The sequence below is a fragment of the Enterococcus sp. AZ128 genome, from assembly GCF_051714485.1.
Lineage (GTDB): Bacteria > Bacillota > Bacilli > Lactobacillales > Enterococcaceae > Enterococcus_A.
Map to the genome: position 1 here is coordinate 1397978 of NZ_JBIORZ010000002.1, position 20942 is coordinate 1418919.

The window sequence follows — 20942 nt, forward strand, 5'->3', positions numbered from 1 at the left end:
CAAATTGTTTCTCTTCAACTAATCCTTTTGAATCAGGATTAGTTGAAGAGACAGATGGACAGTTAAACTTTTTTCAAATGAAGCAGAGTAGTTTGGAAATCACCATAAAAATCAGGAACATTGATTCCGAGACTCATTAATTCATCACCATAATACTCTTGACCTGTGGTTTGATCTTGGTAGCAGACCGTTTCCTCTAATCCAGTCAAAAAGACTTCATGGAAAACCGGCTGTGCCGATGCCAAAGTACGTGCCATCATAACTAATGCTTCTGATTTATCCTCTGAGACAAACATCCAAGCAGTCAAATTGTCTTCAAAAGGACTCTTCAAACGATAGAATTCGCCGAATTGTACTAGTGGACGGATCGTTTGGTATTGTTGTACTTGATTTTTTACGATTACTTTTTCTTCATCTGACATTTCCGTTAAATCCAGTTCATAACCAAAGACACCACTCATTGCTACATCTCCTCTTGTTTTCAGAGAGGTGATTCGCCCAGTTTGATGATTTGGCACTGCCGAAACATGAGCAGTCATAGAAGAAATTGGATAAGCCAAGCTGGTTCCGTATTGAATCTTCAAGCGTTCCACCGCATCAGTGTTATCCGTCGGCCAAGATTGCGGCATATAATATAAGAAGCCGGCATCAAACCGTCCTCCTCCGCCAGAACAGCCTTCCCATAAAATCTTGGGATAACGAGCGAGCAGGTTTTCCATTAACTCATATACACCAAGAATATGACGATGAGTGGTTTCTCCTTGTCTTTTCGCAGGAAGATCGATCGAATAAATATCTGACAAACTGCGATTCATGTCCCATTTGATGTAATCGATCGGCACCTCATCTAAAATGGCGCAAATTTGTTTTTCGATATTTCGTCGAACTTTTTTACGCCCCATATCTAATAAATGTTGGTCGCGAGAGGAAGACGGTGTACGATCTGGTTCTTGCATCAAATAATCAGGATGTTCTTCATATAATTTAGAGTCAACGGAAATCATTTCGGGCTCAAACCAAACACCAAATTGCAAGCCTTTTCCATGAACGTAATCCGCGATTCCTTTCAATCCATTCGTCAGTTTGCCCTCGTATTCAAACCAATCACCTAAGGAAGAGTTGTCCGAATCGCGATGACCAAACCAGCCATCATCCAAAACAAACATTTCGATACCTAAATCAGCAGCCTCATCAACGATCTGTTCAATTTTTTTGCTGTCAAAATCAAAGTAAGTGGCTTCCCAATTATTAACTAATATAGGCCGCTCTTTAAATTGATGTTGCCCACGTACTACTCTTTCTCGCAGCAAATGATGAAGAGTGCCGCTCATGCCATTTAACCCTTGATCTGAGTACGTCAAAATAACTTCAGGCGTTTGGAATATTTCTTCAGGAGCTAACTCCCATGAGAAATTGTAGTCGTTAATTCCTGCTAAGACACGAACTTGATCGATTTGATCCTTTTCCAATTCAAAGGCGTGATTGCCAGAATAGACTAAATGTATTCCAATTGCTGGCCCCTTTAACTCATTTGTATCATGATTGACTAGAGCGATGAAGCTGTTCATATGATGGCTTGACGCGCCGCGGCGGCTTTCAAAGCTTTGAACACCAGCGTGGATTTTTTCACGATTGATTTGTCGTTCCCGCAGATGAGCACCAGGTAAAGAAATGACTTCATCATAAATTCCGTTATTAGTTAGATCTATTTGCATTGAAGCGATTTTTTCTAGGAGAATCCTTTTACTAGTTTTATTAATAGCTTTGACCGAACGTGTAATCACTGCACGTTCGTGATAGATTGTATAGGATAGTTCCAGATAGATTTCTTGATCACGATCTTTCAAAATAATGATCAGTGTTGTAGCCTCTTCTTTGTCCAGCACGTAGGATTGCGGCAGCCCCTCTAATTCCGGTTTGCCTGACTCGATTCGATAATCGAAATACCGCAGGTCGTGTAAATTTGACCCGTTTTCACGCTGAATGATTGATGCAGGGAGACGGTAATCCATCGATCCGTGACTTGAATACTCCTGAGGCAGCGTATCTTTCGAGTAAGCCCTTTCAGAGTTGCCAGGTACATTCCCCGAAAAGCCGCGGTCTCTGCGTGGGTAATGTTTGTTTCCGTGATAATGCTGGATAGCTTTGCCAAAGTAGAGATGGTTAAGGATACCGTCCTCTTCAATTTGAATAATGTAAGAAATTTCATTGTTGCGTAAATGAAAAACCTGTGTTTCTTGATCGAATAGTACATATGAATGTTTCATTTGTTGTTCCTCCTTGTTTTCCATCGAGAGCGTCAGCTTTTTGAAAGAAAAAGAATTATCTCTCGACTTGTTGTTTACCTTATAATGTTTACTAAACAATGTTGTCAAGAAGAAATCAAAAAAAAGAGAACTTTTTTTCAAAGCTCTCTAATCAATTATTTATTGGGAATAAAACTTTCTCGTACGACTAGTTTTGAAGGGAAAGTCATAATAACGGGTTCTTGACGTTCATCTTCAATTCGTTCTTTGGCTAATCTTACGGCAGCTTTTGCAATCTCTTGGGCACTGATATGAACTGTCGTCAAGCTTGGTGTCAGAAATTCCGCGATCTCGATATCATCAAAGCTGGCAATTTCGATATCCTTTCCGACAGTGATGTTTGCAGATTGCAAGGAACGGTAAACGCCCACTGACAATGGATCACTTCCAACTAAAAGTGCTGTCGGGAGTTTTTGATCAGTTTCCAACCATTCGTCCATCATGCGTTTACCTTCAAGTGGTTCCCATAAACCTAACTGTCCTTGTTTCTCGAGCCCTTTCTTCGTCATAAATTCTTGATAGGCACGGAAGCGTTTTTCGTTTTCGTTATAGATTTTTTCGCCAGCCTCATTAATCTCAATATTAAACCCACCAATATAACCGATACGACGGTGCCCCTTCTCATAGAAAAGTTGCAGCACCCGTTTGGTCATTCGCTCAAAATCAGCGTAAACCATATCTACTTCTTGGTTGATGTCGGGATTATCCAGTACGACAATGTTTTTGTTTTGTTTACTCAATCGTTTCACAGCTTCTTCCGAAACCGTGCCAACGATAATGATTGCTCCTAGTTTATCAAAGTCCTGCCATGTCTTTGGACTATCTTCCAAATTATAGACTCGATTCATGCCTAAATGCAGACGACGTGCTTCCTGCTCCAGACCAATTCTAAGAGCATTAAAATAAGGATCGTCCAACTCTTTTTGTCGGCTAGTAGTAGTAATGACACCGATCGATGGTAATCTCCGCTTTACATATTTACGCTTATCGATATCATAATTCAGCTCTTTGATTGCGTTATAGATCCGCTCTTTGGTTGAATCAGCAACTGAAAGTGTCGGATCGTTGTTTAATACCCTTGAAACGGCTCCTGGACTGACCCCCGCTCGTCTAGCGACATCACGAATTCCCACCATTATTGTTCACCTCTATTGTTTACTAAACAATAATTGATTTTTTGTTATTCGTCAACTATATTCTGCTATAAACTGTTTGATTGCTTCTGCAACCTCCTCAGCATTCGTACCGATGGCAGGGTGTCCTGGTTTTTCAAATAATTTGAATTCGGCGCAAGGGACTTCGTTGACTATTGCTTGGTATTCTTCTGCTACATTAGAACGAATCAAACCATCGTTTGTTGTCCCGGTCAATAATAATGGCGTTCTCAGATTTTCTATTGATTCAAAGAATAATGGTTTGCTTGATTTGAGCAAACGCAGCAGCGAGTCCGTGTCTTTTTCAACAACTTCCCGCCAATCTTCACCGATAAACCATTCATAAATCTGAGAAGTCTCTGGATCTTTCGACACTGTTGTCCGTTCTGAAACCAGCTCTTTGGCGAACCCTTCGTGGGCAGTTCTTCCATCAAAGCTGTCAGCGGTAACAGTAGAAAATAAATCTGGTCGTAAAAGCGCCGCGTTGATCGCCACCCAGGCCCCACCACTAGTTCCTACCACATTTATTTTTGTCATCTCTAGATGTTCGATTAAAGCAATGGTCTGAAGGGCTTCGTCTTTCCAGAGTTCGGTGGGAAATTTTTCTGTGCGTTCTGATTGTCCATAGCCTAAAAAATCTATCAAAATAATTTGGAAGCCCTCGTAAAGCGGCAGCATATAGGTAAACAACTTGGAGGATGAGGTATTGCCATGTAAAAAAAGAAGTGGTTCTCCCTCGCCGATTATTTCATAATAAACTTGTTTTCCCGAATAGTTGAAGAAACTCATAGCCATCTCTCCTATCTTTTTTATTTCTTATAAAGAAAAAGTGATCACTTATGTTATGATCAGCGCCATAATTAGTAATCACTTTCTTATTTCAGTATTCGTCAATTGTATTCTGCAATAAATTGATTGATTGTCTCAGCTACTTCCTCAGCACTAGTTCCGATAGAGGGATGACCGGGATTTTCAAATATTTTGAATTGTCCACGCACGACTTCACCAGCAATTGCGCGATATTCTTTCTCTATATTAGGTCGAATCGTATCGTCCTTTTTCGTAGCGGTTAGCAATAAAGGTGCTTGTAAAATTTGCAGAGAATCGAAAAATAATTCTCTTCTAGAAATAATTAACCGCCACATAGAATCCATGTCCTGTTCAACTACTTCTTTCCAGTCATCTCCGATACACCAATGATAGAACTGCGAAGTCTCAGGATCGGCAACCGATGATGAATGTTCGGTTAATAATAGTTCATGAAAACCATCATGGAATGATCGTCCATCAAAACTGTCTGCAGTAACTGTTGAAATGAGATCTGGTCTAAGAAATGCTGCATTGATCGCTACCCACGCGCCCCCGCTAGTTCCAACTAAGTTTGCTTCTTTAATATCTAAATGTTCTAATAAGGCAACCGTTTGACGAGCTTCATCCTTCCAAAGTTCAGTAGGAAATTTATCCAAGCGATCAGAGTGGCCGTAACCTAAAAAATCAATCAGAATCACCTGGAAATCATTGTAAAGAGGCAAAATGGGTGCAAATAATTTTGATGACGAGGTATTTCCATGCAAGAAAATGAGCGGTCTTCCTTCTCCGATAGATTCGTAAAAGATGTTCTTTCCCTTATAGCTGAAAAAACTCACTACAATCCCTCCTTAGAACTTTATACATTCATATTTAGTATACCAAGAAAGAATCGCTGCATGAATTATTTCTTTTAACGATATCTTTATAAAAAATAAAATAAAAGGGTTTGACATTTTATGATAAAAATGATTTAAATTATTATATTCCCTGCTTAGTATTCATTTGTTTAAAGATTCTGATTGAAAAGATAGCGATCAATACGGTTACAAGGGATGTTGCGATAATCAATACTAGCAACATTGACTCAGATGCTGCGGCCGCGAAACTGCCATACATTACCTGTCCTAATGGTACCGCTAATGTCGTAACTATCATGACTAGTGACATGATTCGTCCAAGCAATGCTTTATCTGAAACCAGTTGGATATAAACGATTAATTGAACCGAAACTACGGTAACAACGCCCATGGCACTTGCAACGATAATCGTCATCATCCAAAAAGCGAGCATCGCGTTTTGAATAATTCCAAATGGAATCACTAATAAGCCAAATAGAATAGAAACTAAAATTAGGTTTTTCGTGATACTTGTTTCATTCAAACGATTGGCGATTACGCCATATACAACAGTTCCCAACAAACTGCCGAGTGCAAAAATTGTATTCATTACACCAAATTGTGCATCACTTACGCCTAATTGGATACGTGAAACATATGGAATAATTACTTGAATAAATGAGGCTAAGAAAAAGTTCAATAAGAATGCGACTAAGGCTACCTTTACGATCACTTTTTGCGCTTTTAAATACTGAGCAACCTCTTTTAAATCACCTGCGACTACTTGAAAAAGTGTGCCTTCTGCAGCCGTTTGTGTTTGAACTGGAATGGCCAATAGTACTTCACAAAAAATCGCGATTATGAACAATACGCCGGTGATTACGAAAATTTGATAAACTGCATCAAAGCGATAAATGATCCCAGCGATAATTGGTCCTAAAACGGTTCCCAGTGTTCCGATTGAGCTGATGATTCCATTCGCTCTTGGAATCTCTTCTTCCGTACATATAACTGGAATGGCTGATTGAACAACTGGTGTTTCAAAAGCTGAGACCATTCCGATGATAACCGTCAAAACCCCTATTGCTGGAACAGGATTAGCCAAGCGAGTAACTAAAAATAGCCCAACAGAGAGAACTAAATAGAGGCCATCCATGACTAGCATCAAATTTCTTTTTGGCAAGCGATCTGCCAACACGCCGCAAAATGGTAAACAAATCAAACGTCCAACAACTGACAATGAAGCGATCACACTAAATGTAAGTGCCGATTTTGTTATATCCAACACATATAAGGAAATTACAAACTGAACGATTGTAGTTCCTAAAACTGAAAATAACTGACTCCCGATTAATAAATTGAAATTTTTATTTTTACTCATAATAAATACCCTACTTTCCAAGCCTTAAAGTGACAACTACAAGAAAACTAATTAACATACCTACCGTTGGTATCTATAACTTTAAAAAAAATAGCTCATTCATTGCTATCTTTTTTAATATACTCAAACATCCTATAGGCTTCTTCCATAATCGCATCATTGAAAATTGGAATTCCTATACCATCAAACATTTTTTTTGTGAAAAGAATTTTTCGCTTTAACTGCTCTTCTGAAAAAACGGTGAGGTGCATCCCAATCCAAGTATTTAGATGCATCATCAAGAGATCTGCTACTTCTTCAGGAAATTCTGTGTCTATTGATCCGTCCTTGACGCCCTCTTCTACGATTTTTTTGATTTCAGGGATGACGGTGTTAAACATATCAATGATTTGTTCCCCTATGAATCGTGGACTTCGTAATGTGACCGCGGCTGAATAACTTAATTTCATACGTGAATAGTCGGTAAAAGCATCCAAAAGCGCGCTTTGTAATTTTTCTAAACCAGTGTTTCCTTGATGCTTTTTCAAGCTTTCTTCGGCAGTTTCCGCCGGTTCAATGATTGTTTCAAAAATTTCGAACTTTGATTTGAAATGCTGATAGATCGCACCCTTGGTCATTCCGTCTAATCCATTCACGATATCCTGAATCGAGGTATTATCATACCCCTTTTTAAGAAACAATTCTTTTGAGACAGAGAGAATTTTTCTCCTCGTTTCTTCAGGATTTCTTCCTCTCGGCATGGCGTCAACTCCTTTACATACCGTCGGTATCTATATAGAAAATACCTTCATTTAATTTAGATGTCAAACAGTTTTCAAAAAAAAAGTGGATTGATACTTCTTTTTAAATACGGATATACTTAATTATCCAGTACCATATGCTGATAAATCCTTTTAATATCTTGATGTAAAAGCTTTTTTACCTGATTTTTCTCGCGACTGCTCTTCATTTGATTTATGCTATAGGAAAGACAAAAAATGATTTGAGGTATTTTTAATGGATGTTGGAGAGCGTTTAAAGGAACGAAGAAATGAATTACAGTTGAAACAGGGTTATGTTGCCGAAGAATTGGGCATCACTCGTCAAACAATGTCTAATTGGGAAAATGGCAGAAGTTACCCGGACATCGAACGGATTATTCGTTTATCAGAAATCTATGATTTGTCATTAGACGAATTGCTGAAAGGAGATCAAGAAATGGTCAAGCATTTACAGGAAAATACTGTCGTGAATCATTTTCTAAAAATTTTTATTGGGATGCTTTTGCTCAATGTTTTATTGATGATTGTATTGCTGCTCAACCAAACAATGAGTGAGCTGTTCTTATTTATTATTTTTGCTTTGATCGGTGCCAATAGCCTTTCGCTTTTTTACTTGATCATAAAAAAAATTTAGGAGCTGATTTTTATGAGTGAGACAATAATAATATTTCTTTTGATGGGACTACTGCTGCTAGCAGCTGGATGTATGTGGTATTATATTTTTTCTCTTGTGATGATGGATGCTAAAAGCCGTGGAATCAAGAATCCCAAATTCTGGTCGATCGTGGCTTCTGGGGGTCAAAACGGCGGTGGTCTGTTCCTCTATCTTTTCACACGTCGAAGGACAATCAGTCGAATGAACTCTGCTGAGACTACTCAGTTTCTCACGCTTAAACGAAAAATTTATTGTTTATTGGCAGTAATGTTCTTCCTCTTTCTATTGTTTGTTATCGTTGTTTTTCGTTTCAGCTGATTTAAAAAGCAGAGCTGATTATATCACCAGCTCTGCTTCTGTTATGTTCTATTAAGTGCAACAGGTTTTATTCTTTGAAAAAAACGTAATTGATACCTAGCGTTATTCAGTTTGATTGAATAAAGACGAAAGCTGTTCACTATTTTCAGCTAAGATATCTAATAAGGTTCGATTCCAATGACGTGCGTCCTTAGTAGAACTACCAAACACATAGTCCTCTTGCCCATAATCGATTACATCGAACCCAGGAATAGCTTTACTTGCTTTGGCAGTTCGATAACCAGCAATATCAGCCAGAGAAAAGGAAACTTCATTTGTATTGCTATAGTTGATCCAGCTACTTATATCTGTTCCAGATGCAGTGGTTTCAGTACCATTTTTTGTTTGAGGCTCTGCTTTCTCTTTTTTGATTGTTGCAGCTCCATCCACGTATTCACCATACATCTGATCAATCGATAAGCTAAAGGAATCACCAAGTATTTCAGATGGTACATGACCGCCATCCCACTGCCACTCAATTGTGGCATCTACTCCTGCGTTCAGCCAAGCAATTTGTAAATTTAAAGAAGCAAACATAGACATATCGCCTTCGGAAGCCCCCATAATAATTTTCGTCCATGTCGGATCTTCAGTGTCTTTTGCGTCAATATAATTCAACGGATTGTACAAATCAACGATGTTGTTGCCATATTTGTCCCCTTTCTCAATTTCTGTGATGTCAGATTTATAGCCTTCCAACATTTCTGCATATGTCTCATACTCAGTGGAATCTACACCTCCAGAAACAGATTGCGATGTTCCTGCATCAGGTGTTCCAACTTCACCGTCAGCACCATCCATACTCGGTGGTCCTTCTCCGTTACCCATTACGCCGTTCGGTGGGCCATCACCCATCCCTTCTGGTCCGTTCTCTGAGGAGGTACCTTTCGTATAGCGTCCTTCAATGAATGCCGATGCACGATCCTCAGAGTTCATTGATGCTACCTCTTCATCACTTAAAGCTGTTCCCTCTTCATTAAACCATGTCCAATCTTCTGCATAATCAAGATTATCTAAATACCATTGGAGATTTTCTGTAAATTCTGCAAGATATAGATCTAGATAAGTACCATAATAGCCATTTGTTTCTGGATACTTTTCTAAGTCATATTTTATCGTTAATGGGATGGTATCCTTTTTATCGCCGTCGCCATTTAAGTCGAATCCAACTGCGCTCTCTGAAACAGTAAGCTCCTGTTTATTGATATAGTCCATATAGCTTTTTGATAGATGTTCTGCGAGTTGACTCTGAAAAGATGTACTGAACTCATAATTAGTATCCATATAATATTCAAAAGCCATCGCTGTATCCGCTTCGTATAACGAAGTGATTGCACTGTAGGCGATACATCCCCAAGCACCATCGGATAGTTCTTGGTCTTTTCCGTTAATCGTAACAGAAGTAGAAAAACTTCCATCAGTGTTTTCATAGACACCAACTGCACCAGCCTCAATCTCATAATCGTAATAATCAGAATTATTAGAAGTTGCCGCAAACATAGCCGCATGAGCCCCACCACCAGAACCGCCAGTGGAAACAAAATAATCAGCATTGCCAGGTAGATTACCTAATAAAATATTATATTTTACATAGCGTGCAGCATTTTTCTGATCCACTAAGCATAAAGGTGCATCTCCAGTGTAGTACTCTTCGCCTGCATCGTTTGTAGCAGTATCCTGTTTACCTCGATTACCGCAAGATACATTTATGTAACCTTCACTCGCATAAGAGGTTGAAGCAGTTGAATTATTGGACGAACCATAGCCTGCTGCCCCAGTGTTTAAAATTACTGGAGCAGCATCCGCAGTATACACCTGACCATTAGTACTGGTAATTTTACTTTCATAATTGATTATCAAAGCTCCTTTAACAACATCCGAGTAGTTATCCGTGGTAATGTCAGATTTACCGTCACTATTTGTATCAATACCAATAACATAGGCACCAGGAACACAAACGGAAACGCCTTGTTGATCTTCAATTTCCGGATTTGCAACAGCTGTAACAACTGACAATGTCCAAGCATCCTTATCTTGTGAATAAGACCATTCTTGTTCTTGATTGTTTTTCAAATTCAAAGATTGTTCGATCTTCTTTTTACTTCCCACATCCTTTATCACAGTTTTGTTTGTCTTTATCTCTTCTGTATTCTCTTTCTTTTCACTAGTTGTATCTGTACTTTCGCATCCACTTAATAAAAATACACCCGTAAGAATAGTTAACCCTATCAGAACAATTTTATTGTTCATCATTTCTCCTCCTCGACTAATTGATCGCTCTTACACTAATTTAATCAGTAAGACTTAAATAAAACTTAATCCAATTGACTTGGGGAGAGGTTTTACCAGCGGCCAGTATGTCTCTAAGATGCCAAAAAGCTCTCGTTGAAAATTTGATACTCAACGAGAGCTTTTTCCAATTTATTACTATGTTCAAATGCTTTATTTTACAATCGTTCAATCGTTTTTTTTTCCAGTTCTAGCAAGTATTGTTTTCGTTCCAAACCGCCAGCGTAGCCTGTCAAGTTGCCATCACTTCCAATTACACGATGACATGGAACAACAATGGCCATTTTATTCGATCCATTTGCTCGGCCTACCGCACGAACTTTATTTTTATCTCCTAAACGAAGCGCGATATCTCGATAACTTAGAGTTTCTCCACTAGGAATCGTTTCTAATATCTTCCAAACTTCTTTTTGGAAAGGCGAACCATCATAAAACAATGGTAATGAGAATTCTGTTCGCGTGCCTTTGAAGTATTCGTCTAATTGCTCCTCAACCTGCTGATTGATTACTGTTTGACCGTAGATGATCCGGAAGTTGTATTTTTCCCGTAGCTGCTCGATCTCTCGTTCCAAACCACGACGGTCTTCAAATTCCAACAAATACAAATAGTTATAATCACTCAAACAAAGCATTCGGCCGATTGGTGTTGAAATGAACGAAGCATTCAATGTTCGTGCATCGACTTTTTTGGCTGGATTCCCCATGATTTTTGTAAAAGCATCGTTGAATCCGCTGGACGATTCATAACCTGCTTCAAGCTGCTGATCAATTACTTTGCCTCCACGACTGATTTCTTTAAAGGCTAACCCCATTCGACGCGCACGTGCATATTGAACAAAGGTCATATTGTAAACATCTTTGAATTTTCTGCGTGCTGTCGCGGACTTTAATCCGATGGCTGAAAAATCGGATTCTTTCCAACGTTTTTCTGGATGTTCTTCTACTGCATTGACTAACAGCTGTACCTCTTCAGGAATTGCTTGCGGAAATGACAAAGGCTGACAGATTTTACATGGACGATAACCTGCCAGTAACGCTTCTTCTGCTGTTGGATAAAATTCACAGTTTTCAAATTTAGGTTTTCTGGCACGACAAGTTGGATGACAAAAAATTCCTGTCGTTTTGATGCCAGCAAAAAATATGCCATCATAATTTCGATCTTTTTCCTTTAACGCATGATAATATTCTTCCTTTTTTTTCTTTGAAGTAATCATCACTACTGCCTCCCCTTACCACAACTTTATTCTTAAAGTATAAACTCAGTTCAAAAAAATATCTTTCGAAAAATGAACAACTATTTTCTTTTTTTATATTTATTAAATAACTCGTATTAATACACATGTTCTAATTCAAGGATAAATTTTATGTATAAAATAACTACAGTTTGACAATAATGATTCTCTGTCATATACTTTTAGCTATAAAGGAGTTGGCGCAGATGAATCAACAAGAAGCCAATCGACGAATGGAGGAAGAAATCCAATTTTTCCCTTGGTTCGTTCAGAATTATTTTCGTAAAAAGAGCGGTGATCAGTATTCTTCTATCACCTTATATGAGTATGCCAAGGAATATCGGCGATTTTTGACTTGGCTTATCCAGGAAAGCTTTTCTTCCGCAGACAAACTATCAGAAATTACTTTAGCAGAATTTGCAGCACTTTGGCCAGAAGATCTGGAATTTTATAAAGCTCATCTTGTAAAAGCGCCGAAAATTTTAAAAGAATCTACCAAGAAACGCTTGGAGGAAAGTGAACACGCGCTTCCATTGCGGCAAAATGCGACCGTTCAACGGGGAGTCACTGCCTTGCGTTCTCTCTTCAGTTATTTGAGTGAAGCGATCGATCGTACTACCGGCAAACCTTATCTTGAACACAATATGATGGGAAAAGTCGCAAATGTCAAGGATAATAAAACGATGGCTGAACGCGGAGCTGCGATTGAAAAGAAACTTTTCTTAGATGAGGAAGCATTGGATTTTTTGGATTTTGTTGAGAATCGCTATATAGATACTTTAAAAACACGACAAGCAATTACGGCATTTAAGAAAAATCAAGTGCGAGATCTTGCGATTATTGGACTCTTTCTTGGAACAGGTATGCGTTTGTCCGAATTGGTGAATATGAATTTGCAGGATCTCGATCTGAATACAGGCGAAGCGCGGGTCTATCGAAAAGGTGGAAAATGGGATATGGTCGTCATCTCTCCAATTGCTATCGAATACTTGACTGTCTATCTAGCACAACGGACTTTGCTGTATCAGCCGGATGAAAATGAAACAGCACTTTTTTTAACTCGTTATCGTGGCAAAGCTAAACGTATCGCCAGCGGAGCCGTCGAAGCGATGGTAGGAAAATATTCAGAGGCCTTTAAAATCAGAATTTCGCCTCACAAACTACGGCACTCAGTAGCGACTCAGTTATATAGTAAAACCAATTCCTTAGTTCAAGTCGCTGAACAGCTCGGACAATCTGGAACTTCCGCTACCACTGTCTATACTCATATCGCTGGAAAGAAAAAACGGGATGCGATGAATGATTTGTGGACGTGATGTATGATTGGCAATAAATTTTAGAAAAACGATAGTTAGATAGCAAAAAACAGCTAAGAAATTTGAAGGAATCCATAAAGTTAGACTAGGAAATTAACTTTTCGAATTCGGTTCAAATGATACTTATTTCATAGCTGTTTTTTGTTTTATTTTTTATATATTGGGATGAATGATCAATTTAATTACACTACGATCAGTCATGTTTCGATCCAACGCATCGAAATAGTGATCCAGATCATATTCTTCTGTTAGTAAAATTTTGGTGTTTACTTTTCCTGTTGCAATCGCATCAACTGCACGGTCGAAATCTCCTGTTTGACTTAAGGTTGATAGATACGTACATTCTTTATCCCAAAAAGTTGAGAAAGGAAAAGCTAAGTCGGCACCGCCATGATAATAACCATAACCTAGAATCTTGCCGCCCATCTTCATTAATTTTGCTGATTCATAGACAAGCTCCTGTGCACCTGTGGCATCAATCAAACAATCCGCTCCGTGCGGCATCTTACTAAAAAGCTCCTTCTCATGTTTCGAATAATCATTGCGATCCATCAAAATTGTGTCGATGCCTAAATTTTCTAAGACATCTAGTTTTTCTTGAGTTGAGCCTATCACTATCACCTTGGAAGCATTGGAATGTTTAGCTAATTGCGCTAAAATCATGCCCTGCGGCCCAGCACCTAAAACAACAATCTCATCTCCATATTTGATATTCAACTGATCCATCGCATGGATACAACAGCCAACTGGTTCCGCCATTGCCGCCTCGTTAAAGGATAGGTGATCGGGAATTTTATAAACTTTGTCTTCAGAGACTAAAACATATTCCGCCATGCCGCCATTTACATTGTGGCCTAACGAGCCAAAGTTTCTGCAGTGGAGAGGCTTATTTTTTTTGCAATAGTAACATTCGCCACATGGCAGAGTATTATCTACTGTCACTCGGTCACCGACACTGACCGCTTTAACGCCAGCCCCTATTTCATGAACGAAGCCTGCAAATTCATGTCCTGGTACCACTGGATAAACAGATAGAGCTGTTCCTGTCGTATCATGCCCTTCTTCAACGCCGATGCAAATTCCGCAGGATTCCACTTTAACGATTACTTGTTTCTCTTCGCAAGTTGGATAAGGTATGTCGGTCACCGAACCATTTTTGCGTCCGGCTTCGGTATAATATAATGCTTTCATTTTTTCACCCCTCATTTGTTCTTAAATACATAGATCGTACTAAATGATTCAATGGTTTTCCTTCGATAAACCGTGTCACTTCAGAAAGAATTACTTGTAAGCTCGCTAATTTTGAGGTCATTTGAGAATGATCTTTTTGTGCATCGACGATCAAAATACCTGATTTTTCAGCAGTAGTCATATCAACATATTGATGTGCATTTCCTAAACAACAGATCAATAGTAAATTTGAGGCTTGCTTTATCAAAGTTTCGGTAACTCTTGTTCTATTTGTGACGATGATATCGGCTTCTTGAACCTCTCTATTGAATAAAATAGAATCGTTGCTATTTAAGATAGATACATGAACGTTTTTAGAATCATCGAATGGATATAATTTTGCTACAGTTAAAATTTCTTCGCTTGAAAGCAGGTTATCAGCTAGAAATAGAATATTCATTTCTATCACATTCTTTCTTTAACTTACTTAGACCGTCAATGACAAAATCTTATCGTTGACATCCACTTTGTCGGGCCCCTCTTCGCTAACATTTTGATATTCATTCGTATTTGTAATAATTACAGGAATCGTAGTTTGGTAGCCTGCTTCTTCAAGTGCTTCTTTATCAAACTCCAATAGCAGCTGCCCTTCTTTAACGGAATCCCCATTACGTACATGCAAGGTGAAGTGCTTTCCCTTTAGTTCGACTGTGTCCAGGCCTACATGGATCAAAATCTCTGCATTTTTATCAGATAAAATCCCAATCGCGTGTTTGGTTGGAAAGACCATGTTGATTTTTCCTGAAACTGGTGAATACACTTTTCCATCCTCAGGGATTATCGCGCAGCCCTTTCCTAATGATTCTTTAGAAAATACTTCATCAGTTACATCACACAAAGGAATTTTCTTTCCTTTGGCAACACTTTTTAAATTTTCTCGTTCTAAAATTACTTCTTCGTTTGATGAATCGATTACAACGACTTCTTTGTTTTTTTCAACGATGGCTTCACTGCCTTCTACATTTTTAAGTTCTTCCTGAATCGTATCCTCTTTCACGCCAATGGCGAAAGTTACCGCACAAGAAGTTAGAAATGAGCCTAAATAAGCAATGACATATCCTGCAAATCCAGCACCAAAAAATGTGGGGAAGGTAATAAATCCTTGCAGCGCAATCGTCATCCCAGATGCACCAAAAGCTGCAGCAACACCGCCGAAAACAGCACCTGTCATACAAGCAATTGTAAATGGACGCTTCAACGGGACATTGACCCCGTAAATTGCCGGTTCAGTGATTCCGAAAACACCGGAAATAAATGCTGGCATCGCAACTTGTTTCATCTTTTTATTTTTTGTTCTCAATAATACGCCTAAAACGGCACCTGTTTGGGCAGCAGTTGCAGGTCCGATGCTCCCGCTAATCGTATCTCTGCCAGTCACCAAAATGTTGTTTAATTGAATGGGTGTGAATCCCCAATGAACCCCAAACATTACTAATACTGACCAGAAGCCACCAATCAAAGTTCCGGCAATAATTGGATTTAGATCATAGATAAATTTATAACCGTTCGCCAATTGTGTTGCTAAAAGAACACAGATTGGTCCTAGTACTAGCATGGTCAATGGGATCACGATCAGTAAACAAAAGAACGGCGTCATGATATTGCGAATGTTGTCATGTAATCTTCTTCTAAAGAACTTCTCAATATAAGAGAGTACATAGATAGAAATGATGATTGGAATTACCTGCCCTGTATATTTTGCCATTACTAAAGGAATACCTGCGAATGAATAATTGATTCCTGAATCATAAGCGGTTACAAAATCCGGCATAATCAAACAAGTCGCGATCGCCATTGCCAATAATGGATTGACTCTGAATTTTTTCGCGGCGGTATAGGCTACAAAGACGGGTAAGAAGTAGAAGAAATTGTTAGCAATGGTATTTAAAATCAAATAAGTTCCACCATCAGTATCAATCAAGTTATAGGTGGTAAAGATCGAAAGAATCCCCATGATCATCCCTGATGCAGCTAATAAATGTACCAAAGGACCAAAAATTGCTGAAATCATTGTTACGAATTTCTGAACGATATTTTGACCGTCGTTGACCGCAGCGCCAGCTTCATTACCAGTCAATCCTAACAATGCTTGAACTTCTTCACAGACTTCACCAACATTGTTTCCTATAACGACTTGAAACATTCCGCCACCTTCAACGATTGCTAGGACACCATCCATGTTTTCAACATATTTTCGATCTGGTAGTGTTTTGTCTTCTAAAGTAAAACGCAAGCGAGTCGCGCAATTATAAACGTCAAGAATATTACCTGGCCCACCAACATGTTCAACTAGTTCTTTTGCCATTTTTTTTGAATCCAATTTGGTTCCCCCTTTATTTAGCTAAAATCAAGACACCCTTCATGTAGTCATCGTCACTCATCTTTTTGATCGTAGGCAGCAAATCTTCTAAAGAATCGAACTTATGAGTAAATATTTTATCCAAATTCAGTTCTTTATGACGCTTTAAAATATGAAATGCTTTATCAAAGGCCTGTGGATGGTTCGCTACTAGACCTGTAATTTTTACATTTTTAGAAAAGACTAATTGCGGCAGATCTAATTCTTTTACCTCGCCCCAACCAAACGGTACACCAATCTCGACATATGTTCCTAGTTTGCGTGTCATTTGCAATGCTTCCACAGAGGCGGCAACATTATTGGCACACTGAATAACTAAATTAGCTCCCCCGTCTGTCATATCGATAACTTTTTGAATCCGTTCTGCTTCAGACAGTCCTTTGATATTGATCAAATCGTCCGCATTAGAAATAGCTTGGGCGATCTGCAATTTAGCATCACTGGTTCCTGTTAATATGACTCTTTCACACCCCATCATTTTTAGGACCAACGCAGTTAATGCTGCAATCGGACCTGCTCCAGTGACAACTGCTTGTGTACTTGTATTGAGACTTTCATTTAAGACTCCAGCTTCCGTTTGAGCCATTTCGACTGCACGAACTGCCACGGCTAAAGGATCGAGCAATGACGCAATTTCACTGGGCATATCGGTAGGGATTTTCCAGACATAAGTACCAGGGAAAATGTATAGATATTCGGCAAAACCGCCCTTGAAATGGGGATAAATATCAACTCCGGCCTCAATCTCGCTCTTACCGATGGTTTCTGAGCCGCCGTAACAAAATCCATTGTCGCAAATCATACAGACACCGTCACCGTGACGCATGCATCCTCCACAATAACCGCAGGTAATCCATGGATAAATTGCGATTCGATCCCCTAGTTCCAATTCTCCGCCAAATACATGGATCTTTCGATTGGCATCTTTTCCAAGTTTAACGATTTCTCCGCATAATTCATGTCCTATTGCTGTAGGTGTTTCTGGCGTTCCTTTGATCCCATGACCATCCGAACCGCAAATTGAAGCGGCCTCGATTTTGATTAGCAGTCCGTCAGTTTGAATATCCGGCAGTTCTCTTTCCTGAACTTCTAAGTCATAGGGACCTTTAAAAACAGCTTGTTTTGCCTTTGTCATTCGTTAACATCCTTTCGCATAAAGTTTCTGCTGATTGCGCTTTCAACAGGCTTGAAAAAAATTTGATAGCTATCGTGAAGCGTCTGCTCCTCTAGACAAATAGTAACAAGGAAACATCCGATTATTAACTAAACTCAGAATGATTGAAATAGCATTTCTCAATTAGCGGACATTAGATAGAGATAATCTGATTTCCTGTTTCAAAGAAAAACGTCTAACGAAATGGCGTTAGACGTTCGTTGAAAAACTATTTTTGATTATCACTGTCATTTGCTTCATCAATCAACTGCTTTGTATCGGATGTTCGGTGAATTTCATATTTCTTTGCAAATTCCAGCCGCTTATTCAAGTTTTTATTGTAATCAATCGAGAAGATGCAGGAATACAACACATCCAAAATGAAATCCATCGATCCTACCGAAGAATATGCGCCGATTTTATGATTCAACTTTTCCCGGGTTGAACAATACAAATTCACGTTTGCTGTTTTTGCAATAGTATTAGAGCCAATATTGGTCACGCTGATAATCGTTACGTTTTTTTCTTTCAAATGAGTAACAATTTCTCTAAGAAATTTATCCTCACCTGAGTAGCTTAAGATGATTGCACAATCGTCTGCTCCAACTTGTTCTGTTTCATATGTCTGCTCAGAATGGATCAACGAGACAGTGACTTTTCTTCCAAAGCGGATCATTTTATATTTGAATTGTTCAGCCAGCATTAATGAGACGCTTGTTCCGAAAATATAGATCGCTTGTGCCTTGTTCAATAAATGGGCGGCTTCGTGAAGGACCTTATAATCCAGCAACGCAATCGTATCGTGGATCGTCTCGATTTCAAGAGCGCCGATCTTATTAGCAATGGTCATAAAGCTATCATTTGCTTTAAAGGGAATATTGGCATCCACTTCAGAAAAATGCGAGTCCAGATATTTTGTTTCCGAGAAAAGACTTTCCTTCAAATCATTCCAACCGGAGAAGCCTATTTTTTTAGCTAATCTCACCGCTGTTGCTGGAGACGTAAAAGTATTTTTGGCTATTTCGGCTGTTGATAAATCATTCACCTCTAAGCCTAGACTAAGAATGAATTCAGCGACAATTTTTTCAGAAGATGTTAAATCGGGACAATTTTCTATTTTTTCTTTTACCAGCATGAAAGAATCCTCCTATCTGTTATAAAATCAGTTTTAATCCCCTCAGATTATCAGGATAAAAACGTCATGGCAATCTATTTTTGAAACTTCGCGAAAAAACAGCAATCCAACAGTGATTGCTGTCCATTCACTTATTTCGATAAACTAAGTTGAGCAAAAATCTCTGATTTTCCCACCTTTTGATAATTCACGTTTAATTCACCAGTAAATTCGGGGAAAACACAAATGACGACGTTCTCTTTTCCTTTGTATGCTAGATAATCAAAATCTACTATCGCTAATAATTCGCCAGCAGCTACCTTCTCATCCTTTTTGACCATGATAGAAAAACCTTTACCTTCAAGCTCAACGGTATCGATGCCGATATGGATCAGCACATTGATTCCTTTCTCAGTTTCAAGCATGATCGCGTGTTTTGTTGGGAAAATAGCAGTAACTTTTCCATCTACTGGAGAGAGTATCTCATTCTTGCTGGGCTCGACCCCAAAGCCTTTCCCCATCATTTCACCAGAGAAAACGGGATCCTTTATTTCACTTAATGGAATTACTAAGCCTTCAATCGGTGTTGAGATATCAATCGTTTTCTTTTTAAAAAAACTGAACATTCTTCGATTGCCTCCTTTTAAACGAAGTAAACAACAGGAACAAAGCTAGCGGACACCTACAGTCAATAAAATATTCGCAAATGTTCTTGTTTCGGCACTGCCGACCACTAGCCGGACATTTTTTGCCATAGCGGCATCATAAAAGGCATAGCGATCCAGCTTTTCTGCAGGAACATCGATCAGCAGGTCTGTAAAATCTTCGAAAATTTTTGGAGAACTGCTGTCTTGCGGAGCCATCAATTCATATTTTTCAAAATTAACGACACTTTTTAAGGACTTCAAAATATCTGTGACATTCGGGATGTTTTCGCTTAAAGCCAAATTGATTACCCGTGAATGCTCATTGACGTTTTCATACATCGGATAGTTGCCGTCCGTGATCAAAATTTTATCTCCGTGACCACATTTAGCTACTTCAAATAATAAATCAGGATTTAATAGATTCCCTGTAAGCATCGACTTCTCTCCTAACTCTTAATAATTTTTTGCTTGACCAAGACAATTCAAAATACTCATTTTGTGCAAGACGACCTCTTTGACCGCTTTTTTTGGTTCAACAAAAACTTGATGGGGCTCTAATAAGCTTGTATCCTTTTCCAACACTTCTTTAGTCGCTTTGAAAAAGACACTCTTGATGTCGCTGGAGATATTGACTTTGGCGACGCCATACTTCACCGATTCCGATACCTCCGTATCAGGATTTCCTGAACCACCATGTAAAACAAACGGGATATCAAGCTGTGAATACAATATCTGCAGCAGTTCAATATTCAGCTTTGGCACGAAGTCTTTTGGATATAAGCCATGAGCAGTACCGATTGCAATCGCTAATGTATCGATCCCTGTCTCAGATACAAACTGTTTCGCTAAGTCCGGATCAGTGTAGATAATTTCAGATGAACCGCCCTCTGCACTGCCATTGTCTCCAATTGTACCGATTTCCGCTTCTACAGACACACCAACTGAATGTGCTAATGCAACAACTTCTTTCGTAATCGTCATATTGTCCTCAAATGACTCATGCGAGGCATCAATCATCACCGAAGTGTAGCCGTTTCTAATAGCTTTCATAACGTCTTCTACTGAACCGCCATGATCTAAATGGATGACTACGGGTACTTTTGAACACAATGCCAAATCCTTCAATGCCTCAATGAATGAATTTCCAACATATTCTAGTTCAATCGGATGTACCTCCAAGATAACTGGGGAATCCGTTTCTTCCGCTGCCTCAATAATTACCTTCGCCATATCATAGTTGCAGATATTGAAAGCTGGTACCGCAAACTTATTTTCTCTCGCTACTGCTAGTAAATCTTTCATGTTGATTAACATTTGTCATTCTCCTCTTCTATCGTGTGCA

General features: G+C 38.9%; 19 protein-coding genes. 3 read left to right on the top strand and 16 right to left on the bottom strand.

The features are described 5' to 3' along the window. Positions 1-62: 62 nt before the first annotated feature. From IGI38_RS18440 to IGI38_RS18465, 6 genes are all read right to left on the bottom strand, one after another. Entirely contained in the window at positions 63-2267 is a 2205-nt protein-coding gene (locus tag IGI38_RS18440; RefSeq protein WP_438733254.1) for an alpha-galactosidase, read from the bottom strand. Between the two features lie 155 nt (positions 2268-2422). Then, positions 2423-3442 (bottom strand): LacI family DNA-binding transcriptional regulator, encoded by a 1020-nt coding sequence (locus tag IGI38_RS18445; RefSeq protein WP_438733256.1) that lies wholly within the window; start codon positions 3440-3442, stop codon positions 2423-2425. 51 nt (positions 3443-3493) lie between these two features. Beyond that, positions 3494-4249, bottom strand: coding sequence for an alpha/beta fold hydrolase (locus tag IGI38_RS18450; RefSeq protein WP_438733258.1), 756 nt, complete (start codon positions 4247-4249; stop codon positions 3494-3496). Between the two features lie 101 nt (positions 4250-4350). After that, entirely contained in the window at positions 4351-5106 is a 756-nt protein-coding gene (locus tag IGI38_RS18455) for an alpha/beta fold hydrolase (RefSeq protein ID WP_438733260.1), read from the bottom strand. A gap of 142 nt (positions 5107-5248) precedes the next feature. Then, positions 5249-6487 (bottom strand): MFS transporter, encoded by a 1239-nt coding sequence (locus IGI38_RS18460; protein WP_438733261.1) that lies wholly within the window; start codon positions 6485-6487, stop codon positions 5249-5251. Between the two features lie 95 nt (positions 6488-6582). Next, positions 6583-7227 carry a TetR/AcrR family transcriptional regulator gene (locus IGI38_RS18465; protein WP_438733262.1) on the bottom strand — a complete coding sequence of 215 codons (645 nt, stop codon included), beginning with the start codon at positions 7225-7227 and terminating at the stop codon, positions 6583-6585. Positions 7228-7483: 256 nt separating this feature from the next. Here IGI38_RS18465 and IGI38_RS18470 point away from each other — a divergent pair, with 256 nt between their 5' ends. Together IGI38_RS18470 and IGI38_RS18475 are read left to right on the top strand one after the other, a co-directional pair. Further along, positions 7484-7882, top strand: coding sequence for a helix-turn-helix domain-containing protein (locus IGI38_RS18470; RefSeq protein WP_438733264.1), 399 nt, complete (start codon positions 7484-7486; stop codon positions 7880-7882). A gap of 12 nt (positions 7883-7894) precedes the next feature. Then, positions 7895-8221 (top strand): hypothetical protein, encoded by a 327-nt coding sequence (locus IGI38_RS18475; protein WP_438733266.1) that lies wholly within the window; start codon positions 7895-7897, stop codon positions 8219-8221. Between the two features lie 102 nt (positions 8222-8323). Here IGI38_RS18475 and IGI38_RS18480 read toward each other — a convergent pair whose 3' ends face one another. Together IGI38_RS18480 and IGI38_RS18485 are read right to left on the bottom strand one after the other, a co-directional pair. After that, positions 8324-10510, bottom strand: coding sequence for a hypothetical protein (locus tag IGI38_RS18480; RefSeq protein ID WP_438733268.1), 2187 nt, complete (start codon positions 10508-10510; stop codon positions 8324-8326). Positions 10511-10707: 197 nt separating this feature from the next. Then, positions 10708-11763 carry a bifunctional transcriptional activator/DNA repair enzyme AdaA gene (locus IGI38_RS18485; RefSeq protein ID WP_438733269.1) on the bottom strand — a complete coding sequence of 352 codons (1056 nt, stop codon included), beginning with the start codon at positions 11761-11763 and terminating at the stop codon, positions 10708-10710. Between the two features lie 224 nt (positions 11764-11987). On the opposite strand from IGI38_RS18485, the gene xerS reads away from it, so the two are divergent. Next, the gene (xerS, locus tag IGI38_RS18490) at positions 11988-13097 is read left to right on the top strand and encodes a tyrosine recombinase XerS (RefSeq protein ID WP_438733271.1); all 1110 of its coding nucleotides are present in this window, start codon (positions 11988-11990) and stop codon (positions 13095-13097) included. Positions 13098-13250: 153 nt separating this feature from the next. Here xerS and IGI38_RS18495 read toward each other — a convergent pair whose 3' ends face one another. The 8 genes from IGI38_RS18495 to IGI38_RS18530 form a co-directional block, all read right to left on the bottom strand. Then, entirely contained in the window at positions 13251-14288 is a 1038-nt protein-coding gene (locus IGI38_RS18495; RefSeq protein WP_438733273.1) for an alcohol dehydrogenase catalytic domain-containing protein, read from the bottom strand. Positions 14289-14292: 4 nt separating this feature from the next. Then, positions 14293-14727, bottom strand: coding sequence for a hypothetical protein (locus IGI38_RS18500; protein ID WP_438733275.1), 435 nt, complete (start codon positions 14725-14727; stop codon positions 14293-14295). Positions 14728-14754: 27 nt separating this feature from the next. Further along, complete coding sequence (locus tag IGI38_RS18505; RefSeq protein WP_438733277.1) at positions 14755-16647, bottom strand: beta-glucoside-specific PTS transporter subunit IIABC; 1893 nt, start codon at positions 16645-16647, stop codon at positions 14755-14757. Between the two features lie 13 nt (positions 16648-16660). Continuing rightward, on the bottom strand, positions 16661-17821 hold the full coding sequence (locus IGI38_RS18510; protein WP_438733279.1) for a zinc-dependent alcohol dehydrogenase: 1161 nt from the start codon (positions 17819-17821) through the stop codon (positions 16661-16663). A gap of 247 nt (positions 17822-18068) precedes the next feature. Continuing rightward, a complete protein-coding gene (locus IGI38_RS18515) occupies positions 18069-18974 on the bottom strand; it encodes a MurR/RpiR family transcriptional regulator (protein WP_438733280.1) in 906 nt (301 codons plus the stop codon). Between the two features lie 131 nt (positions 18975-19105). Then, positions 19106-19579 (bottom strand): PTS sugar transporter subunit IIA, encoded by a 474-nt coding sequence (locus tag IGI38_RS18520; RefSeq protein WP_438733282.1) that lies wholly within the window; start codon positions 19577-19579, stop codon positions 19106-19108. 45 nt (positions 19580-19624) lie between these two features. Then, positions 19625-20035 carry an RbsD/FucU domain-containing protein gene (locus IGI38_RS18525; RefSeq protein ID WP_438733284.1) on the bottom strand — a complete coding sequence of 137 codons (411 nt, stop codon included), beginning with the start codon at positions 20033-20035 and terminating at the stop codon, positions 19625-19627. Between the two features lie 18 nt (positions 20036-20053). Then, positions 20054-20914, bottom strand: coding sequence for a ketose-bisphosphate aldolase (locus IGI38_RS18530; protein ID WP_438733286.1), 861 nt, complete (start codon positions 20912-20914; stop codon positions 20054-20056). Positions 20915-20942: the final 28 nt, after the last annotated feature.

Bases quoted from the DNA above. Each gene is read 5' to 3' on its own strand.
- IGI38_RS18525 (WP_438733284.1), bottom strand. From the start codon at position 20,035: ATGCTTACAGGGAATCTATTAAATCCTGATTTATTATTTGAAGTAGCT.
- IGI38_RS18520 (WP_438733282.1), bottom strand. From the start codon at position 19,579: ATGTTCAGTTTTTTTAAAAAGAAAACGATTGATATCTCAACACCGATT.
- IGI38_RS18480 (WP_438733268.1), bottom strand. From the start codon at position 10,510: ATGAACAATAAAATTGTTCTGATAGGGTTAACTATTCTTACGGGTGTA.
- xerS (WP_438733271.1), top strand. From the start codon at position 11,988: ATGAATCAACAAGAAGCCAATCGACGAATGGAGGAAGAAATCCAATTT.
- IGI38_RS18485 (WP_438733269.1), bottom strand. From the start codon at position 11,763: ATGATTACTTCAAAGAAAAAAAAGGAAGAATATTATCATGCGTTAAAG.
- IGI38_RS18530 (WP_438733286.1), bottom strand. From the start codon at position 20,914: ATGTTAATCAACATGAAAGATTTACTAGCAGTAGCGAGAGAAAATAAG.
- IGI38_RS18460 (WP_438733261.1), bottom strand. From the start codon at position 6,487: ATGAGTAAAAATAAAAATTTCAATTTATTAATCGGGAGTCAGTTATTT.
- IGI38_RS18515 (WP_438733280.1), bottom strand. From the start codon at position 18,974: ATGCTGGTAAAAGAAAAAATAGAAAATTGTCCCGATTTAACATCTTCT.
- IGI38_RS18445 (WP_438733256.1), bottom strand. From the start codon at position 3,442: ATGGTGGGAATTCGTGATGTCGCTAGACGAGCGGGGGTCAGTCCAGGA.
- IGI38_RS18450 (WP_438733258.1), bottom strand. From the start codon at position 4,249: ATGAGTTTCTTCAACTATTCGGGAAAACAAGTTTATTATGAAATAATC.
- IGI38_RS18465 (WP_438733262.1), bottom strand. From the start codon at position 7,227: ATGCCGAGAGGAAGAAATCCTGAAGAAACGAGGAGAAAAATTCTCTCT.
- IGI38_RS18500 (WP_438733275.1), bottom strand. From the start codon at position 14,727: ATGAATATTCTATTTCTAGCTGATAACCTGCTTTCAAGCGAAGAAATT.
- IGI38_RS18440 (WP_438733254.1), bottom strand. From the start codon at position 2,267: ATGAAACATTCATATGTACTATTCGATCAAGAAACACAGGTTTTTCAT.
- IGI38_RS18470 (WP_438733264.1), top strand. From the start codon at position 7,484: ATGGATGTTGGAGAGCGTTTAAAGGAACGAAGAAATGAATTACAGTTG.
- IGI38_RS18495 (WP_438733273.1), bottom strand. From the start codon at position 14,288: ATGAAAGCATTATATTATACCGAAGCCGGACGCAAAAATGGTTCGGTG.
- IGI38_RS18510 (WP_438733279.1), bottom strand. From the start codon at position 17,821: ATGACAAAGGCAAAACAAGCTGTTTTTAAAGGTCCCTATGACTTAGAA.
- IGI38_RS18475 (WP_438733266.1), top strand. From the start codon at position 7,895: ATGAGTGAGACAATAATAATATTTCTTTTGATGGGACTACTGCTGCTA.